Annotated in this window: 17 protein-coding genes and 1 pseudogene; 8 read left to right on the forward strand and 10 right to left on the reverse strand. The window is 49.3% G+C overall.

The window, feature by feature from the left end; all coding sequences use genetic code 11:
• The coding region (locus ACKJSM_RS27215) for a TerC/Alx family metal homeostasis membrane protein (RefSeq protein WP_410239393.1) at positions 1-755 on the reverse strand (755 nt) is incomplete at its 3' end.
• Positions 756-1,137: 382 nt separating this feature from the next.
• On the opposite strand from ACKJSM_RS27215, the pseudogene ACKJSM_RS27220 reads away from it, so the two are divergent.
• A pseudogene (locus tag ACKJSM_RS27220) lies at positions 1,138-1,379 on the forward strand (hypothetical protein); the annotation flags it as partial.
• A gap of 2 nt (positions 1,380-1,381) precedes the next feature.
• Positions 1,382-1,834 (forward strand): PAS domain-containing protein, encoded by a 453-nt coding sequence (locus ACKJSM_RS27225; RefSeq protein ID WP_236180655.1) that lies wholly within the window; start codon positions 1,382-1,384, stop codon positions 1,832-1,834.
• 364 nt (positions 1,835-2,198) lie between these two features.
• On the opposite strand, the gene ACKJSM_RS27230 is transcribed toward ACKJSM_RS27225, so the two are convergent.
• The 3 genes from ACKJSM_RS27230 to ACKJSM_RS27240 all read right to left on the reverse strand — a co-directional run bounded on the left by ACKJSM_RS27230 (position 2,199) and on the right by ACKJSM_RS27240 (position 4,732).
• On the reverse strand, positions 2,199-2,984 hold the full coding sequence (locus tag ACKJSM_RS27230) for an SDR family NAD(P)-dependent oxidoreductase (RefSeq protein ID WP_410239394.1): 786 nt from the start codon (positions 2,982-2,984) through the stop codon (positions 2,199-2,201).
• Between the two features lie 234 nt (positions 2,985-3,218).
• Positions 3,219-4,010: an aldolase gene (locus tag ACKJSM_RS27235; protein WP_236180651.1), complete on the reverse strand. Its 792-nt coding sequence runs from the start codon at positions 4,008-4,010 to the stop codon at positions 3,219-3,221.
• 17 nt (positions 4,011-4,027) lie between these two features.
• Complete coding sequence (locus ACKJSM_RS27240) at positions 4,028-4,732, reverse strand: haloacid dehalogenase type II (RefSeq protein ID WP_236180636.1); 705 nt, start codon at positions 4,730-4,732, stop codon at positions 4,028-4,030.
• 110 nt (positions 4,733-4,842) lie between these two features.
• Between ACKJSM_RS27240 and ACKJSM_RS27245 the strand changes: the two genes are divergently transcribed.
• The 5 genes from ACKJSM_RS27245 (at position 4,843) to ACKJSM_RS27265 (ending at position 8,589) form a co-directional block, all read left to right on the forward strand.
• The gene (locus ACKJSM_RS27245; protein WP_236180626.1) at positions 4,843-5,685 is read left to right on the forward strand and encodes a LysR family transcriptional regulator; all 843 of its coding nucleotides are present in this window, start codon (positions 4,843-4,845) and stop codon (positions 5,683-5,685) included.
• A gap of 723 nt (positions 5,686-6,408) precedes the next feature.
• Positions 6,409-6,876 (forward strand): cyanase, encoded by a 468-nt coding sequence (gene cynS, locus ACKJSM_RS27250; RefSeq protein WP_236180625.1) that lies wholly within the window; start codon positions 6,409-6,411, stop codon positions 6,874-6,876.
• A 75-nt stretch (positions 6,877-6,951) separates the two neighbouring features.
• The gene (locus tag ACKJSM_RS27255; protein ID WP_410239395.1) at positions 6,952-7,200 is read left to right on the forward strand and encodes a DUF2790 domain-containing protein; all 249 of its coding nucleotides are present in this window, start codon (positions 6,952-6,954) and stop codon (positions 7,198-7,200) included.
• A gap of 48 nt (positions 7,201-7,248) precedes the next feature.
• Positions 7,249-7,911 (forward strand): carbonic anhydrase, encoded by a 663-nt coding sequence (locus ACKJSM_RS27260; protein WP_410239396.1) that lies wholly within the window; start codon positions 7,249-7,251, stop codon positions 7,909-7,911.
• A 315-nt stretch (positions 7,912-8,226) separates the two neighbouring features.
• Positions 8,227-8,589, forward strand: a complete 363-nt coding sequence (locus ACKJSM_RS27265; RefSeq protein ID WP_410239397.1) for a hypothetical protein — start codon at positions 8,227-8,229, stop codon at positions 8,587-8,589.
• Between the two features lie 290 nt (positions 8,590-8,879).
• Here ACKJSM_RS27265 and tehA read toward each other — a convergent pair whose 3' ends face one another.
• From tehA to ACKJSM_RS27290, 5 genes are all read right to left on the reverse strand, one after another.
• Positions 8,880-9,857 carry a dicarboxylate transporter/tellurite-resistance protein TehA gene (gene tehA, locus ACKJSM_RS27270; protein WP_410239398.1) on the reverse strand — a complete coding sequence of 326 codons (978 nt, stop codon included), beginning with the start codon at positions 9,855-9,857 and terminating at the stop codon, positions 8,880-8,882.
• 58 nt (positions 9,858-9,915) lie between these two features.
• The gene (locus tag ACKJSM_RS27275) at positions 9,916-10,830 is read right to left on the reverse strand and encodes a LysR family transcriptional regulator (protein ID WP_236180612.1); all 915 of its coding nucleotides are present in this window, start codon (positions 10,828-10,830) and stop codon (positions 9,916-9,918) included.
• 103 nt (positions 10,831-10,933) lie between these two features.
• A complete protein-coding gene (locus ACKJSM_RS27280; RefSeq protein WP_410239399.1) occupies positions 10,934-11,233 on the reverse strand; it encodes a tautomerase family protein in 300 nt (99 codons plus the stop codon).
• Between the two features lie 253 nt (positions 11,234-11,486).
• Positions 11,487-12,374: a helix-turn-helix domain-containing protein gene (locus ACKJSM_RS27285; RefSeq protein WP_410239400.1), complete on the reverse strand. Its 888-nt coding sequence runs from the start codon at positions 12,372-12,374 to the stop codon at positions 11,487-11,489.
• A gap of 130 nt (positions 12,375-12,504) precedes the next feature.
• Complete coding sequence (locus tag ACKJSM_RS27290) at positions 12,505-13,503, reverse strand: zinc-dependent alcohol dehydrogenase family protein (RefSeq protein ID WP_236180606.1); 999 nt, start codon at positions 13,501-13,503, stop codon at positions 12,505-12,507.
• Between the two features lie 152 nt (positions 13,504-13,655).
• On the opposite strand from ACKJSM_RS27290, the gene ACKJSM_RS27295 reads away from it, so the two are divergent.
• Positions 13,656-14,507: a LysR family transcriptional regulator gene (locus ACKJSM_RS27295; protein ID WP_236180604.1), complete on the forward strand. Its 852-nt coding sequence runs from the start codon at positions 13,656-13,658 to the stop codon at positions 14,505-14,507.
• A gap of 96 nt (positions 14,508-14,603) precedes the next feature.
• Here ACKJSM_RS27295 and ACKJSM_RS27300 read toward each other — a convergent pair whose 3' ends face one another.
• On the reverse strand, positions 14,604-15,551 hold the full coding sequence (locus ACKJSM_RS27300; protein ID WP_236180603.1) for an MBL fold metallo-hydrolase: 948 nt from the start codon (positions 15,549-15,551) through the stop codon (positions 14,604-14,606).
• Positions 15,552-15,632: the final 81 nt, after the last annotated feature.

Here is a 15,632-nt window from a genome sequence, read left to right on the forward strand (position 1 = left end):
ATGGCGAAGATGTTGGAGGTGTAGACGATAAAGGGGTCTTGGGTGATGGCGAAGATCGCTGGCACGCTGTCCACGGCGAACACCAGGTCGGCAAACTCGATCAGCACCAAGGCTAAGAACAACGGCGTCGCCCAGACCACTGACTCACCGCTGGCATCTGCCTGACGGACAAAGAAGCGCCCCTCATGCAGTTGCTCAGTCACCCGCATGTGTTTGCGCAGGAACTTCACCAGCAGGTTATCGCTGAGGTTTGGCTGGGCATCGACCTTGCTGAACAGCATCTTCACTCCAGTTAACAGCAGGAAGATGCCGAACACATACAGAATCCAGTTGAATTCGGCGATCAGCGCCGCCCCCAGGCCAATCATAATCGCGCGCAGCACTATTACACCGAGAATGCCCCAGAACAGCACCTCGTGCTGATACCTACGCGGAATAGAGAGGAAGCTGAAGATCATCGCCATCAGGAACACGTTGTCCATCGACAACGATTTCTCGATCAGAAAACCGGTGTAGAAATCCATCCCGGCCTCACCGCCCTTAACCTGCCAGACCCAGAGGCCGAACAGTAAGCCAGCCGTGATATAGCCAGCAGACAGCATCAGACTTTCACGAACGCCGATTTCTCGGTGTCCACGGTGTAGCACCCCGAGGTCGAAGATCAATAGGCCCATGACGATGCTGATAAAAACTAGCCAAAGCCAAGTGGCGGTGCCGAGAAACTCGGCTAGGAAGAGCGGTTCCAGGGCAGTCATGTGGCCCTCCTCTAAGTGTCGAAGTTATAAAAACTGCAACTCCGACATGGCAGCGGTTAGCTGTCAGAGGGGCCCGGGATTGCGAGATAAAATCTAGAGAGACATGTGGGGTTTCTCAATCACGCAACGGTTGCAAGTTATTTCAAACCGGTAGGCCGTAGAGGAAGTAGGAGTGCCGACAGGCAAAGATTATATCTGCATTCAGATTCATCTCGTGAAGCTCCTCAGAGGCTTCCTGGATTTTATAGTCGGTCTTAGCGATTGAATAAGCCTGAATATCCTAGACGGAAGATCTGTGCCGAAGAAAGACCGCGAATGGAAAGTTCCTCTAAGTTAATAACGCAATTGCGTAAATAAAAACGGACGCCTTGTCGGGCTCCCGTTTTGTAGCACCGATGAGGAGCGCACTTACCTAAGTATGGTTGAAGATGATCCTCATACCACCTACATCGAAGCGATCAGCTAATGGCCAAGCCGAATCTACCAGCCAGAATCGCGAACGATTGGCCGCTGCCCCCCCTGAACTCAGCTAACGTGTATGGCGGCAATGCCGAGAGTTATACTGATTATCCCGTTTACGGCGGATGGCCGCTAAAAATGAGATTTCACTCCCTGGGGCTCTGAAAATGATCGACGCAGAACTGCTAAAACTGGTGGTTGAAACATCCAACGACGGCATCGTGGTAGCAGAGCAGGAAGGCGACGAAAACATCCTGATCTACGCGAACCAAGCCTTTCAGCGCCTGACGGGGTACAGCGTGGACGACATCCTTTACCAGGACTGCCGTTTCCTGCAGGGTACAGACCGTGACCAAGCCGGCTTGACAGTAATCCGCGAGGCGATAAGGAACCTTCTCCCCTGCCGACAAGTGATTCGCAACTATCGCAAGGACGGCAGCGCCTTCTGGAACGAACTATCGATAACCCCGGTGTTCAACGATACCGATCAACTCACCTACTTCATCGGTATCCAGAAAGACGTCAGCGTTGAAGTTGAGGCTAGGGAGCGAGTGCGTGAACTGGAAGCTGAAGTCGCACAACTGAAGACCCAACTGGCTCAATCGCAACCTAAAGCCTAGAGGATCCGCACTTGATGAGTTAACGATCGAGTATCCACTCGTAATAACGTCACTGTTTCTGAAATAGGTACATGTGAATCTCAAACAACGCACCAACCTCCCCTCGCAATCATCCACCATAATTTGCGCACTGCCGTAATCGTAATCAGTGGTGCGCGAGGTCATGGCCCATTCCAGCTATATGGCGAAATAAAAATGGCTGGGCTGCACGGATGTTCTGGTGTAGAAGCTCCTGAAAGAAATCGCTCAACCTGGGGCACTAATTCAACGCTCGCAGAGCTAGCACCCGGCTCAAGACCAGAGAGTCTCTGCGCGTTTCATTTCTTCGCTAAATAGAAGACTCACTAAAAGGCAGCAGTGCAAACTAGCGACAGGGCGCCTTGTTTTCGATCAGACAATTACCGCCATCCACTACCAGTACTTCACCGGTGATGTAGCTGGCTTCCGGGGACGCCAGAAACGCCACTGCAGCGGCAACCTCTTCTGGACGACCAGCGCGGCCAATCGGAGTGTAGTTACCGGCGCGGCTTTCTTCCTCGGTCAATGCCCCCGTATCAATCCAGCCTGGTGCGACGCTATTGACGGTGATGCCCCGTTTACCGACTTCCAGCGCCAGGCCCATATTCATCCCGAGCATAGCTGCCTTTGCCGCACTATAAGCCGCCTCACCTGGATTACTGCCGCGTGTACCGGACGTCGAACTGATGTTGACGATGCGCCCGTAGCGGCGCGTTTTCATCCCGGGCAACACCGCACGAGTCAGCAAAAATGCACTGGTCAAATTGCGCGCCAGAGATAGATTCCAGATCGTCAAATCCATGTCCGCCACTTCGACGAAGGGTTCCAGACTGCCGACCATAGCCATACCGGCGTTGTTGACCAAAATGTCGATATGGCCGAACTGCTCGTAAGCCCAATCGGTCAGCTTCTTGACCTGCAATTCGTCAGTCAAGTCAGCTGTCATCGCGCGAGCGTCTATACCCTCGACTTGTAACTCGGCTATTCGTTCCTGGATCCGCGCACTGCTGGCAGTGATCAAGACACGAGCGCCTTCGCGGCCCAAACGTCGGGCGATCGCAAAACCAATACCAGTTCCACTGCCCGCACCGCTTACCAGAGCGACTTGCCCCTGCAACATTGGAATCGGCATTTCTTATCTCGTCCACAAGTATCACTTTGTTGGTACCAGGATAGCTCAACGGACATCTAGTAAAATTCACACGTAGCTGAGTCGTTGCTCAGAAAACTGTGATTAGGCGGCACCATTTCCTAACACAGAGGAATTGTTCTCACATGAGCCACGTCCGTAATGCAGAATGTTCAGGGGATAGGCAAAACCCATCCTGCAAGAGTGATCCCATAACCCCAGAACATTGCTGACAATCTATGAATGCGTGCGAGACGATTGTCCTTGCGACAGACGTCGCATCGCGCTCTGCAAGTGTGCTCGAGCGCTTTCTGCATCCCCCAGTCGCATTTGCTCGTAAGCGCGCTGTGCAATTTCGTGAGGGACTGGCTTGAGGTCGCGCTGGGTGGCCATCGCGAGCAACTGCACTTGAGCGGCGCGCTCCAGGTAATAAAGATCGTCCCAGGCCTCGGCGATAGTCGGGCCAGCGACAATCACGCCGTGGTTTTTCAAGAACAAAACATCCGCATTGCCCATAACGCTGGCAATCCGATCGCCCTCTGAATCATCGAGAGCTAGCCCGTTATAGTTCTCGTCCACCGCTGTCCGACCATAAAATTTCAAAGCGGTCTGCCCTAACCACAGCAGCGGAGAACCTTGCAGCAGACACAAAGCTGTGGCGTGGGGCATGTGCGTGTGAAACGCCACTTTCACCCGTGGCAGTTGTTTGTGCAGCCTTGCGTGGATGTAAAACGCGGTCGCCTCCGGCATCCCTTCACCGGCCACCACGTTGCCGTGAAAGTCACAAACCAAAAGATTATCGGCAGTGACCTCTTCAAACGCATAGCCGTAGGGGTTAACAAAAAACAGATCTTCGCGCCCCGGCACCATGGCGGAGAAGTGGTTACATATCCCCTCCTCCAGCCCATGTAACGCCGCAAGCTGAAAGCACGCGGCCAACTCGTTTCGCGCCGTGATAATGGCGGGCGTCCCTAAGTCCAGGTCAGCATATCGCGCATGACCGGGACTGCTTTCAAGCGTATGTGCCATGACAGAGACTCCGACCTTTACCAGCCAAGGTTTTTGAACAGAGGCACGACTTGATCCAGCGTGCTCAATGTCTCATCAGGTTGATAGTCTGGCAGCAACTGCCGACCAGTGCCTCGGTCGATCCACACACAGCGAAAGTGCATGTCCCGTGCCGCAGTGTGGTCAAGCGTGGGGCTCGCACAAATATGAACCACCTGATCACGACTGACGCCAAGCTGCTCGTGAGCATAGTCGAACAAGCGCGGATTCGGCTTATAGGCACCAGCCTGCTGGGCGGTGATAACACGATCGATATGTCCACCGAGTTGTGCAACATTGCCGGCGATAATGTCGTCATCGGTGTTAGACACGATGCACAGCTTGAAACCCATTGCCTTAAGCTCCGCTAGCGTAGCGATCACCTCGGGGAACGGCGGCATGCGCGGAATGGCCCCTGCTAGACGTTGGCTGTCTTCAGGCGAACTCTCCAGGCCCAACTCCTCCAGAGCCAGGTGTAAGCCGAAAGTGCTCAACTGGCGAAACGACCGATGTGGCGGGATTTGCTCCAGTCGATGTTCGTGCCGGTCATAAACCTCAATCAGGCGATCGGCATCCACAGTGTGTTCGCCCTTATCGCGCAAAATCTCAGCCACCACTGCTTTCAAACCTTCATCCCATTGAATCAATGTGCCGTAGCAATCGAACGTCAACCATTCTGGGCGCGGAGTACTTTTGAGTGTCATAGCAGCTTTCCTCTGAAATGTGATCTTCAGATTAGGCGCGAACAGTGATAGTGTGAAATTAAATTAGCGACTATTTATCAGTGGAAAATCAAATATCAAGGGTGCCCACCATGCTCGATCTTGAGTTGCTTAAAACCTTCGTTTGCGTGGTGGATGAAGGTAGTTTTACCCGTGCGGCGGAACGCGTACACCGAACTCAATCAACCGTTAGCCAACAAGTGCGTAAGCTCGAAGAATTGGTAGGTCACTCCTTGCTGATGCGTGATCGCACCGGACAAAACATCAATGTCACCGAGCATGGAGAAATGCTGATTCATTATGCTCGGCGCTTGCTGGCGCTGTCTGCGCAAGCGATGGAGGCCCTGGCCAGCGATGTCGATCTTGAGATCCTGCGCATCGGGGTACCTGAGGACTTCGATGCCCGACGCATGGCGCTGATCCTCGCAGGGTTCAACCGGCAAGAGCCCAGGGCGCGCTTGGAAACTGTCAGCGGCATGAGTACCGACCTCAGGCACAGACTCGCCAATGGAGATCTGGATATTGCGCTGGTCAAACGCGAGCCGGACAGCGGCCCATGCTGGGCAGCCTGGCCGGAAGAGCTTGTATGGGTTAAAGGCGCGCAGACAGATTCGGCCAGCAGTGTGTTGCCGCTCGCGCTATTTCCTCAGGGGTGCATTTACCGCCAGCGGGCGATCCGCCTGTTGGATGTGGCGCAACGGCCTTGGCGAATCGCATTTGGCAGTCATAGCCTGACAGGCATTCAAGCGGCGGTAACGTCAGGACTAGGTGTGTCGGTGCTGCCCGTTTCGTCTGTCTTGCCAGAACATACCGTGTGCACCGATCTACCGGAGTTAGAGCCCACTGAGCTAGCGCTGATCAGTCGTAAAGGAGCGCTGACAGGTTTACAGCGAGGGCTTGTAGACTTTCTGCGGGAGGAATTGGGTCAGGTCTGACAGGAGGAATACCTGGGAATAACAACGCGTTTACGCGACAAATCTCGTCAATGAATGATCTGCAGATCATTCAATCATTCGCTTGTGTTCAGCAATCTCGATTTTCACAGCAAAATGCTGCGCATAATCTCGCCGCTTCATCAAATTAAAAAGCCCGTCAGTCTTCTCACCCGCTCGTAAAAATATGATGAATGACGATGACGCATCACCAGCGCTCTTGTCGTTGAGACCCTACCTGTAGGCCCTCAACATTAGTACGAGTAAATGCTCTTGCACTGAGTTACGACCAATAGCTCTGGAAACCCAAGAAGAAATACCAGAGCAAAAACAACAATTTACAGCCTCCTCCATAACCATCTCCGCCCCTCCTACCACCTAAGGCCACCCTTTCACCGACTGCTAAGTCCCGGTGCCGCATCTACTATCCGCCACATTTATATTAACTATTAATACGATAAAGTTCTCAGCAATACTTCACGATCGTATTGTTGCCTCACACCAAAAAACAACAAGTTGAGAGTGAATAAAGTGAAATTTCAAATACTATTTGGCATCGCCTTTTCAGCACTTCACCTAACATTTTCGATGCCTCCACTGCTCTAGCCGAGCCTCAAAAATAAAGAAACAAAGTGACATTTTGCAACAGCTCTAAAAATCACTTTTGACAGATACAAGTGTTCACAACAACCCACAGCAACAGCCTAATTAAAACTGGAGATACAAATGCCACAGTCCAACGTTTACAAAGACACCACGATTGCTCTGACCACTGAAGTCCTTGACGCAAAAGCTCGTAAAAACCTTTCCTGGCAAGACTTGGCTGATGGTACTGGCCTCGGCTTAGCCTATGTAACGGCAGCCCTTCTCGGTCAACATCCGTTGCCATTAGAGGCTGCACAAATCATCGGTAAAAAACTGGAATTGAGCGCTAACTCGGTGGCACAACTACAGATTATTCCGCTGCGAGGGAGTCTCTCGGGAGTACCAACTGACCCTACAATCTACCGTTTCTACGAAATGATTCAAATTTACGGCACCACGCTTAAATCACTTGTGCACGAACAGTTCGGTGACGGAATCATCAGTGCTATCAACTTCAAGCTTGATATCAAGAAAGTTGATGACCCAGAAGGTGGATCCCGCGCAGTGATTACCCTGGATGGGAAGTTTTTGCCACTTCGCCCATTCTAAATCCGACTTAACAACCATAGGCCCGCAGCATCTGCGGGCCCATTCCAACCAACTTATTTACCTGGAGAATATTGAATGAAAAAAATCCTTCTACTTGGACTTCCCCTTATCGTGTCTTTATCTGCTTACGCGCTTGAGCCTGCGTTCTCCAAAGACTCCGTTGATTATAAATACGGAATGCGATTAGACATTAATAAAATTGTGAACATTACATCCCCTGCTGACGTGTGCGGCCCTACACCTGTGGAAATGACGTACCTAGATTCTAAAGGTGCGGAGCATGTGCTGCACTACAGTGTAATGGGTACCGGGTGCACAAACTGATCATCAAGATCTTTAAACAGATACGCAAATAAATTTAGGAAAAATACGATGAAAGCGCTTATCGATGGTTTTTTGAAGTTTCAGAAAGAAGTATTTCCTCAGCGCACCGGTCTGTTCAAACACTTGGCGACCACTCAGCATCCAGGTACGCTGTTCATTACTTGCTCTGACAGTCGAGTGGTACCGGAATTGTTAACCCAACAGGAACCAGGTGAGCTTTTCGTGATTCGAAATGCAGGCAACATTGTGCCGTCTTATAGCCCATACCCTGGTGGTGTATCTGCAACTGTCGAATACGCGGTGGCCGTACTGGGTGTGACGGACATCGTAATTTGCGGGCATTCTGACTGTGGCGCTATGACAGCCATTGCAAAATGCAAATGTATGGATCATTTGCCGGCAGTCAGTGGATGGTTACAACATTCGGAATCGGCGAAAGTAATCAATGAGTCGCGCCACCATGTTGACGATGCCGCAAAACTTAGCTCAATGGTACGAGAAAATGTTATCGCGCAGTTGGCCAACATTCAAACACACCCCAGTGTACGCCTTGCCCAAGAGAAAGGTAAGCTCAACCTACACGGCTGGGTCTACGATATCGAAACTGGCTCGATTGACGCACTCTGTGAGGACAAAAGAACATTCAAGGCGCTGGCTGAGCACCCGGATACCTGTGCTGTGCATGCCAAGTCTGATGCCTCCGCAGTCTAAGCACCATTGCCTGGATATCTTGGCTCACGCAAGGAGCGACAATGTGAACCCAACTCGTGAAGAGAGCCATTTTTTTTTGTCACATCCCGATTGAAGCTACAACGAAAAAGGAGGGCAAATGTGCCCTCCTGGCGCAATCATTCGCCAATTCTCACTGAACATCGAGAACAGAGCTCTAAATTTAGGCGGTAGTATCGACCATTGAGCTGGTCATCAAGTCCGGGCTCAACGCTTCCGCTAAGGTGGACGCAATTTGTTGTAGCGCACCGTTGGTGTCGACGATTTGCCCCTGAACCCCCATTATGGATATCGTTTTTGCTTAAGCGCTCGGGTAACTGGCTGCTTGGGCTGCCGCCAACTGCTGCTGTTGTTGCCTCAGCTGTTGCTGCAGCTCCTTCATTCTTGAGCAACTCCTGTATAGCGGTACTGACACCCTTCCCTTTAGCACTATTTGACGCCTTATTTGCATCAGTAGAAAGCTTAACTACGACATCTGCCTCTTCCTCCAAACCCCATCTTTTCGCCGCCGTTTCTGAGGTTGTCTTATTGAGCGTATCAATGGACGCTGCGACTGGCGTGCTGATTACCACTTTCAAACCTGATATACCGGAAGAGAGACATATTCAACTCCACAAAAATTTTTATCAACATTTCATCGACAGCATGAGAATTCTTTAACTAATCCTCAACATTTTATGTCTTTAAGCCCCCTTCCCATCAGCCTCTGATTGGAACCGATCGTGCTAACAAACCAGACTTTTAAAGACAAGCAAAAAGCACAAAGATGCGAGATACCCCACTAACTACCTAGTGAGGTTTTTGCATTTACATTACAAAAATCTAAAAGATAAGCGCGTTTCCAATGGGCATCTTGATATTGACGGTTTCACTAAGGAATACGTGAACACCTAAAGAACGCGCCAATGGAGCTGTACACCACTCCCCTAAGAAACCTTCGATATAATCTATCAGCTCTCAGACTTAAATAGTTTCCCAACCATTAACAGCGACAATGTCAAAAAAAACAACATCATGATGGCGACATTTGCAATCAGAAAAAAAAGGGGTGCAGCGCCGGTGAACCAGGTCGCCTCAGATGTTGAGCCCGCCCTCAGACTTTCAAGAGCTAATGCTGTGATACCAAAACTAAAAGCCCATAGCGAAGGTTTGAAGCCAGACTCACCGAACCAGACAATCAACCGCGTGAGAAACAGAAGCTGGAGAATTCCATACCCCATTAATGTGTAAAAAAACAAATCGACCTGACCATTGGAAACGGACAGGTAAGCAACTGCGCCTACCACAGGTGGAGCAAGCTGAATTCCAAGCGCTGGACGCAAATTAAGTAGCAACGCATCATCGTTCAGTAAACGTTGAAGGATCACTGACTCGAGGGCCATCCAAGAAAAGAAACCCGCACCAAAAAATAGCTTTGCAAGTTCTTCCGAACCGATAGCGTTCAACGCGATTGCAGATACAAAATTACCAGCGACGCTGGGAAGGTACATCACTGGCGTAATATCGCTCGATTTCCGTCCGCCCCTTAACATCCCGCCAAACCTGGTTACTGAAAAACCCAACTGCCCAAATGCGCAAAGAAAAATAAGCGAAGTACCTACCACCGGATACCACTCAAAAAACCATGTTGCAACCAACAACGTTGATACCGGCAAAAGCCCAATGAAACAGCACTGAACGGGATGTTCAACCTCAGCAATCGCTATGGATCTATTTGCAAACCACTTATAAAAGAAACCCACGACCAATAGAGCCCAGACAACCGAGGTCAACGCAAATAGTAAGTCGTCAAACCAGGAATAAATTGGCCAATAGAGCTGTGCAACACGCCAACAACTACTCAGCCCCGCCATGCCAAGGACGATACCGAACGATGAAGCAGGAACAACAAAGGTGGCGGTTCTTAGGACTCTAATATTCTTAGCCACTTGAATAACTCACTTTAGCGAATTATTAACCACTGCTCGGTCACCCCTTTTATATAAACTAACCTGCACTTTGCATAACTTTGTTAAATCTCGCTCGGAGCCATTGTTCAGCAGGGTCAAAATCCAAAGCACTTTGCCATACGATTGACAGCTCAAAATCAGGTGTTGGAAATGGTAAAGACTCCATTCGGAGTCCGAACCCGCATTGTTTAACCATTGCCTCAGCCACATAGCTAGGAACTGTCGCAATCAAATCTGTATTGGACAACAGTGCCGGCAAAGAACTGAATTGAGGTATAGCTAAAATCACCCTTCGCTTACGACCTAGCGATTCTAGAGCCGAATCAACGAAACCACTGATATCCCCCGTGTAGGACACTAATGCGTGCGGCCTCGTGCAGTACTCATCAAGACCTATGGGCATCTCCCCAGAGTCTGCCCTTAGGAGAACGGGGTTTAAGTATCTAAGAAATTTACGTTTCGCATTTGCGGGAAGGTCTTTGGTATAGCTAACCCCCATCGAGATTTCACCTGAGGTCAGTAGCAGCGGCATCTGCCAATAATCAACACGCCTAACTATTAATACAACACTTGGAGCCTCGGCACGCAACTCCCGCATTAGTTCAGGGAGCAACCCATACTCTACGTCATCTGAAAGACCAAATTGAAACGTAGCAGTACTTGTTTCCGGGTTGAACTCAAGGTTACTACTCAAAGCAGCTGACATTGTATCAAGTGCAGGTGACAACTGAAGTGCAAGGGCCTCAGCTCGAGACGTAGGCTGCATATCCCGACCATTGCGCACGAAAAGCGGGTCATCAAAATAATCTCGTAGACGGTTAAGTGCCGCGCTAATAGCTGGTTGACTGAGGAACAACTTCTCTGCCGTCCGAGTCAAATTCCGCTCATGCATCATCGTTTCAAAAACAATTAGGATGTTTATGTCTACTCGGCGCAAGTCACCACGATTCATAAAAGCACCTTAAGATGATCAGTGACCCTTCATGAATAAAATTACTAACTCAGCAACTTAGACTCATCATGTCTCGAAAACAGGGCACGATGAGCATTGGCCTTTACTTTTTAACAGGTAATGCAGCAGCAAACTCGTCACGAGATGTAGGATTTCCATCAATCATCTCATAGACTTTTTTCGAGTTTGCGAGGCTTTCCATCAGAGACCTTGGGCCTGCAAAAGGACGTCCACCTATGTGCCAGCCATCAGTATGCAATTCTTCAATCAGTACCCATACAACCTCTCGAAAAGCCTCAGATCCCTCGTATTTTACCATCACGTCAGTCAGGTCTTTTGCCATGGCATGCTTTTCTTCACTTGTAAAAACACCGTCGACGAGTTTAACGTTTACAAAAGGCATTTTTAGAACCCTCGCAAGTGATAATATTTATACTGGAATAACTCACACAGCAGACCGCTCATTCAGTTTAGAAATTTTAAACTCGCAGCGTATGACAGTATTGAATCTTCCTGTCTTTTTTGAATACTTTAGCTAACAACCCCCTGCAGACCTGCGGGCAACACAATAATTTTTCAATTTAAAAGTCTCTATTCAAATAGCAAAAAAGCATATGCATTAAGAAATACAGCCTCGTCACTATCGTTTTGCAATTTCAAGGAGCGGTAGCTTTTCGTCTCCACACCCCAGGGGATGTACCGATTATTTTTTTGAATACTCGCGTGAAATGACTTTGATCAGCAAAACCACACAGAGAGGAGACTTCAGATATAGATAAATTTGTAAGCCTTAATAAGTCGCAAGCACGATATGTTCTTCTCTGCACTAACCAACGATGTGGAGGGGTGCCGACGGTTGCAGCAAATGCTCTGGAAAAATGAGTTGGGGAGAGATTACAAGCTTTCGCGATGGACTCTATACAAACATCTCCCTCAAGTTGAGCGCACATCATTTCTTTAGCCCTATATTCTTGCCAGTGTGCTAGCCGGCCTGCAGGCGTAGGTGTACCAGGAGCGCTGACATGTCTACATAAGACGTGCGCGTGGAGGACGGCAGCGAGGTGTTCCGCAAAGTCATGACTAATCGCACCGTGCTTGTCTAAGGCAACCAAAGCCAGCTGGATTAAACCTTCAATTACCGGATCAATCTCGCTGTAGTGACATTGAAGCTCGACTTTAGTGGCGTTAGAACTATTGCAATAACTGTTGACCGCCGAACTTACATAAGTTTTATTAGCATCAATCGAACTAACAAGATATACAGAGTCGGCACCATCAAGATTGCATACTGCTACACCGCCACGAGCCTTAAAATTACTTGGGTCAACATATCCAGACAACCATAGCTGATGAGACCCTAACTCTTTCAACTGCACCGCGACAACAATCGAACATCCCCCCCGAATTAAAGGACTATGTGCCGCGGTATAGTTCAAGGCTTGGGTGAGTCTGGTCGGCAAGCTAGCATCTGAACGAAGACCAGAAAAACTCGAACCCTGCCATACATCCTCCCTTATATTCTGATAATCACTTTCACTATTCATGGAAAAACCCTAGCTCAGTGTTTAACATTATTATGCAGCCTTTTAGATAGCTACAAATAGCTGACCTCCATTTTCGTCATTAACTTATATACACTCCCTCTCCACCAATGCAAATCAGTAATTTAAATATTCACCGTACATCCACAACTAACTTCCCACACGCGCGTCCACTTGCGAGTAGTTCATAGGCTTCATTAACTGCTTGCAAGCCAAATCGATGCGGGTCAATTTTAGGCAGTAGCTTGCCCGATTCTATTAATCGAGTGGCCTCATAAAGAATGTGACCTTGAGACTGGCGCCCCTCCTCGCAGGTCAATAATAGTATGGGAGATACCGCAGAAAAATTTGCTGATTTAGTCGCTAACGCTATTAGCGAGTGCGTCCCCCATCCACATGTACTGATGACATGACCAAAGTATTTTACGGCACGAAAGGCATCGTCCAGTGTAGCGCCGCCGGCCGTATCGAACACAACATCAAATCCTCTGCCACCAGAAAATTTTGCAACGTAATGCTCGACCGTAAGCTTATCGGAATTAATGGAGACTGCGCCTAACTCCTCTATCCTCTCACAGGTACTTCCGGCTCCCGTTGCGTAGACCTTAGCCCCCAAAGCGAGTGAAATTTGTATAGCAAGGTGCGCAAGATCACTTGCACCGTTTTGTACCAGCACAGTATTACCATGCTTCAATCGCGCACGACCCACCAAACCCTCCCAAGCCGAGCAAAACGTTAGGGGGATGGCAGCTGCCTCCCTCATGCTTAGGTTGGTTGGTTTATGAGCTATCAAACGAGCATCAACAACTGCATATTCGGCGAGAGTTCCCTGGAAGCACGCAGCCCCTCCCGCCAAACCGAATACCTCATCACCACGCAAAAAATCCGTAACGCCAGGCCCCGTGGCAGCAACAATGCCTGCCAGATCAATTCCGAGTATCGCTGGCAACGCATAACTCTCGAATAGCACCTCACCAATACGGATGCTGAGGTCTTGTGGATTGACACCGCTTGCAGAGATGTTGACCAGAACCTGACCTACGCTTGGGACAGGACGTGCGACCGTTGCATAGCGAAAAGGGTCGAAGTAGTTCTCTAGAACTGCGGCCTTCATAGAGGTGGTTGGCTTCATTTCGACCCCCTTTTCCCATCGGCATCTCGCAGGCTATATCGGCGGAGACGCTGTGAAAAGAAAAGAGTTCGCACGCGGGGCATACGAATTTGCATCATCATTCGTGCGCGTTTGAACGTATCGTAGCGACACTTAAAGCTAGGGGTTCATTTGTGGATTGGAGTGACGTTCGAATATTTCTAGCCATCGCACGCGAAGGCACACTGCGTGGGGCCGCACGTCAGCTCGGTGGGACTCAGCCCACCATGGGACGACGTCTGAAAGCATTGGAGGAGTCGGTTGGAGAAAAGCTATTTCAACGAACTATTGATGGTTTCGTTCTAACTGACGAAGGCACTGCTTTGTTGGGACATGCCCAAAGAATTGAGGAGGAAATACTGACTTTTCAGAGGCAACTCGCCGGTCATGAGCAAGAACTCGAGGGCATGCTGCGTATAACCTCGTCAGATTGGTTTGGCGCTCATCTTCTGTCGCCAGTGCTCGTTGAGTTCGCCGCCAGTCATCCAAAAGTCATAATCGAACTCCTCACTGACACACGATTTTACAGTCTCGCGCGCTGCGAGGCAGACATGGCATTTCGGATTCAGCCTTTCGATGAACCTAATGTCGTTTCGAGAAAACTGTTAAAGATGCGATACGCGGCATACATTCTCAAAGGAACGGCCCACCCTGTAGCTGGAGATGGTCATGGGACTGCGCTCATCACCATGGACACAGCATTTGAGAGCATGCCTTGCTACAGTTGGGTTCAAAACAAGCTGCCGAGAGCTCATGTAGCGTTCCGAAGCAACAATCGCGACGTTCAGGCGCAGATGTGCGCAAGTGGTGCAGGTCTAGCAATATTACCGATACCGCTTGGAGAGCGATTCGCTCAACTAGAAGTGGTTGATCTGGGAGATGAACCGCCGTCGCGTGATACTTGGGTCGGCTATCACCAAGATCTTCGTCAACTCAAGCGCTTACGGGTGCTGCTAGACCTGGTCATCGAAAGGCTGTCAAACTGATCTTGGGCACGCAATGTTTGATGGCGGACTAATATAAAAGGTGAAGCCCGGGTGAAGACCCGGACTCCTGCCCATGCCTGAAATTTTATACAACGATCACAAACCGTTGAAGACCAATTTAGTGAAAAAATCAGGATTTATCACGAACTGCCCCCACTTGGCATCATACTTTTGCGTCGGTTTCGCAGCTATAATTTGATCAAGGCTCATCCCTTGCATTTTCAACTTCGCTACATTATCTCGTATGTTAGTCAGCATATCCCGATATTCAATAAGCTGAGCACGAGTCCCAACCGGGCCGTGACCTGGCACTATCTGTGTATTATCCGTTGAAACTTTTAACACTGCATTAACGTCATTTATCATGCCACCAATACTACCGCCCTGATCGTTGTCAATGAACGGGTACACTCCATTCCAAAAAAGGTCTCCGAGAAATAATACATCAGCCTTTTTAAAATACACATAGATATCGCCGTCGGTATGACCTGGGGCAACAGGAGTGGCAATAATTGTTTCACCTTCGAACTCATATGTTGTTGGTTCGGTGATGGTCTTTGCAGGGATACCGCCCTTAGGAAATGGCTCAAACGTATAATCCCAATCGTTAACTCTTGTAGTCGTCGACATGTACTTCACAACGTTTGGCGTCGCTATAATGGTCGCACCTTTGCTATGGAGCCACTCATTACCATCAGTGTGATCCCAATGCCAATGGGTATTAACTACATACTTTACTGGTGAAGGGCCGAGCTTATTCAATGCACTTTCAATTTTATCCTTCGACACAGCGATACCTGAATCAACCATGAACTTCCCTTCCTTACCCGCTAACACACCAATGTTCCCACCTGAGCCTTCTAAAACACTAACATTGTTTCTCAACGGTGTGACTGTGATGGGTGACTTGGCGGCTTCCGCATTAATCATCAACACCGGACTTTCTGACCAAGCTTGACCCGATATAAACAGCAAGCTGAGCATCGTGAGATGCGTCGTCAGAGCTGCCATGGAGAATTTTTTAAAATTACATTCAGTTTGCATGTGTCCATCCTCTGTATAGAATTTTGCGGTTTTAGCGCTTATCCCCGAGTCGGCACAACGGTCGCACAAAGTAGTTTGAGG

This window comes from Pseudomonas sp. PHC1 (assembly GCF_046487845.1).
GTDB lineage: Bacteria > Pseudomonadota > Gammaproteobacteria > Pseudomonadales > Pseudomonadaceae > Aquipseudomonas > Aquipseudomonas sputi.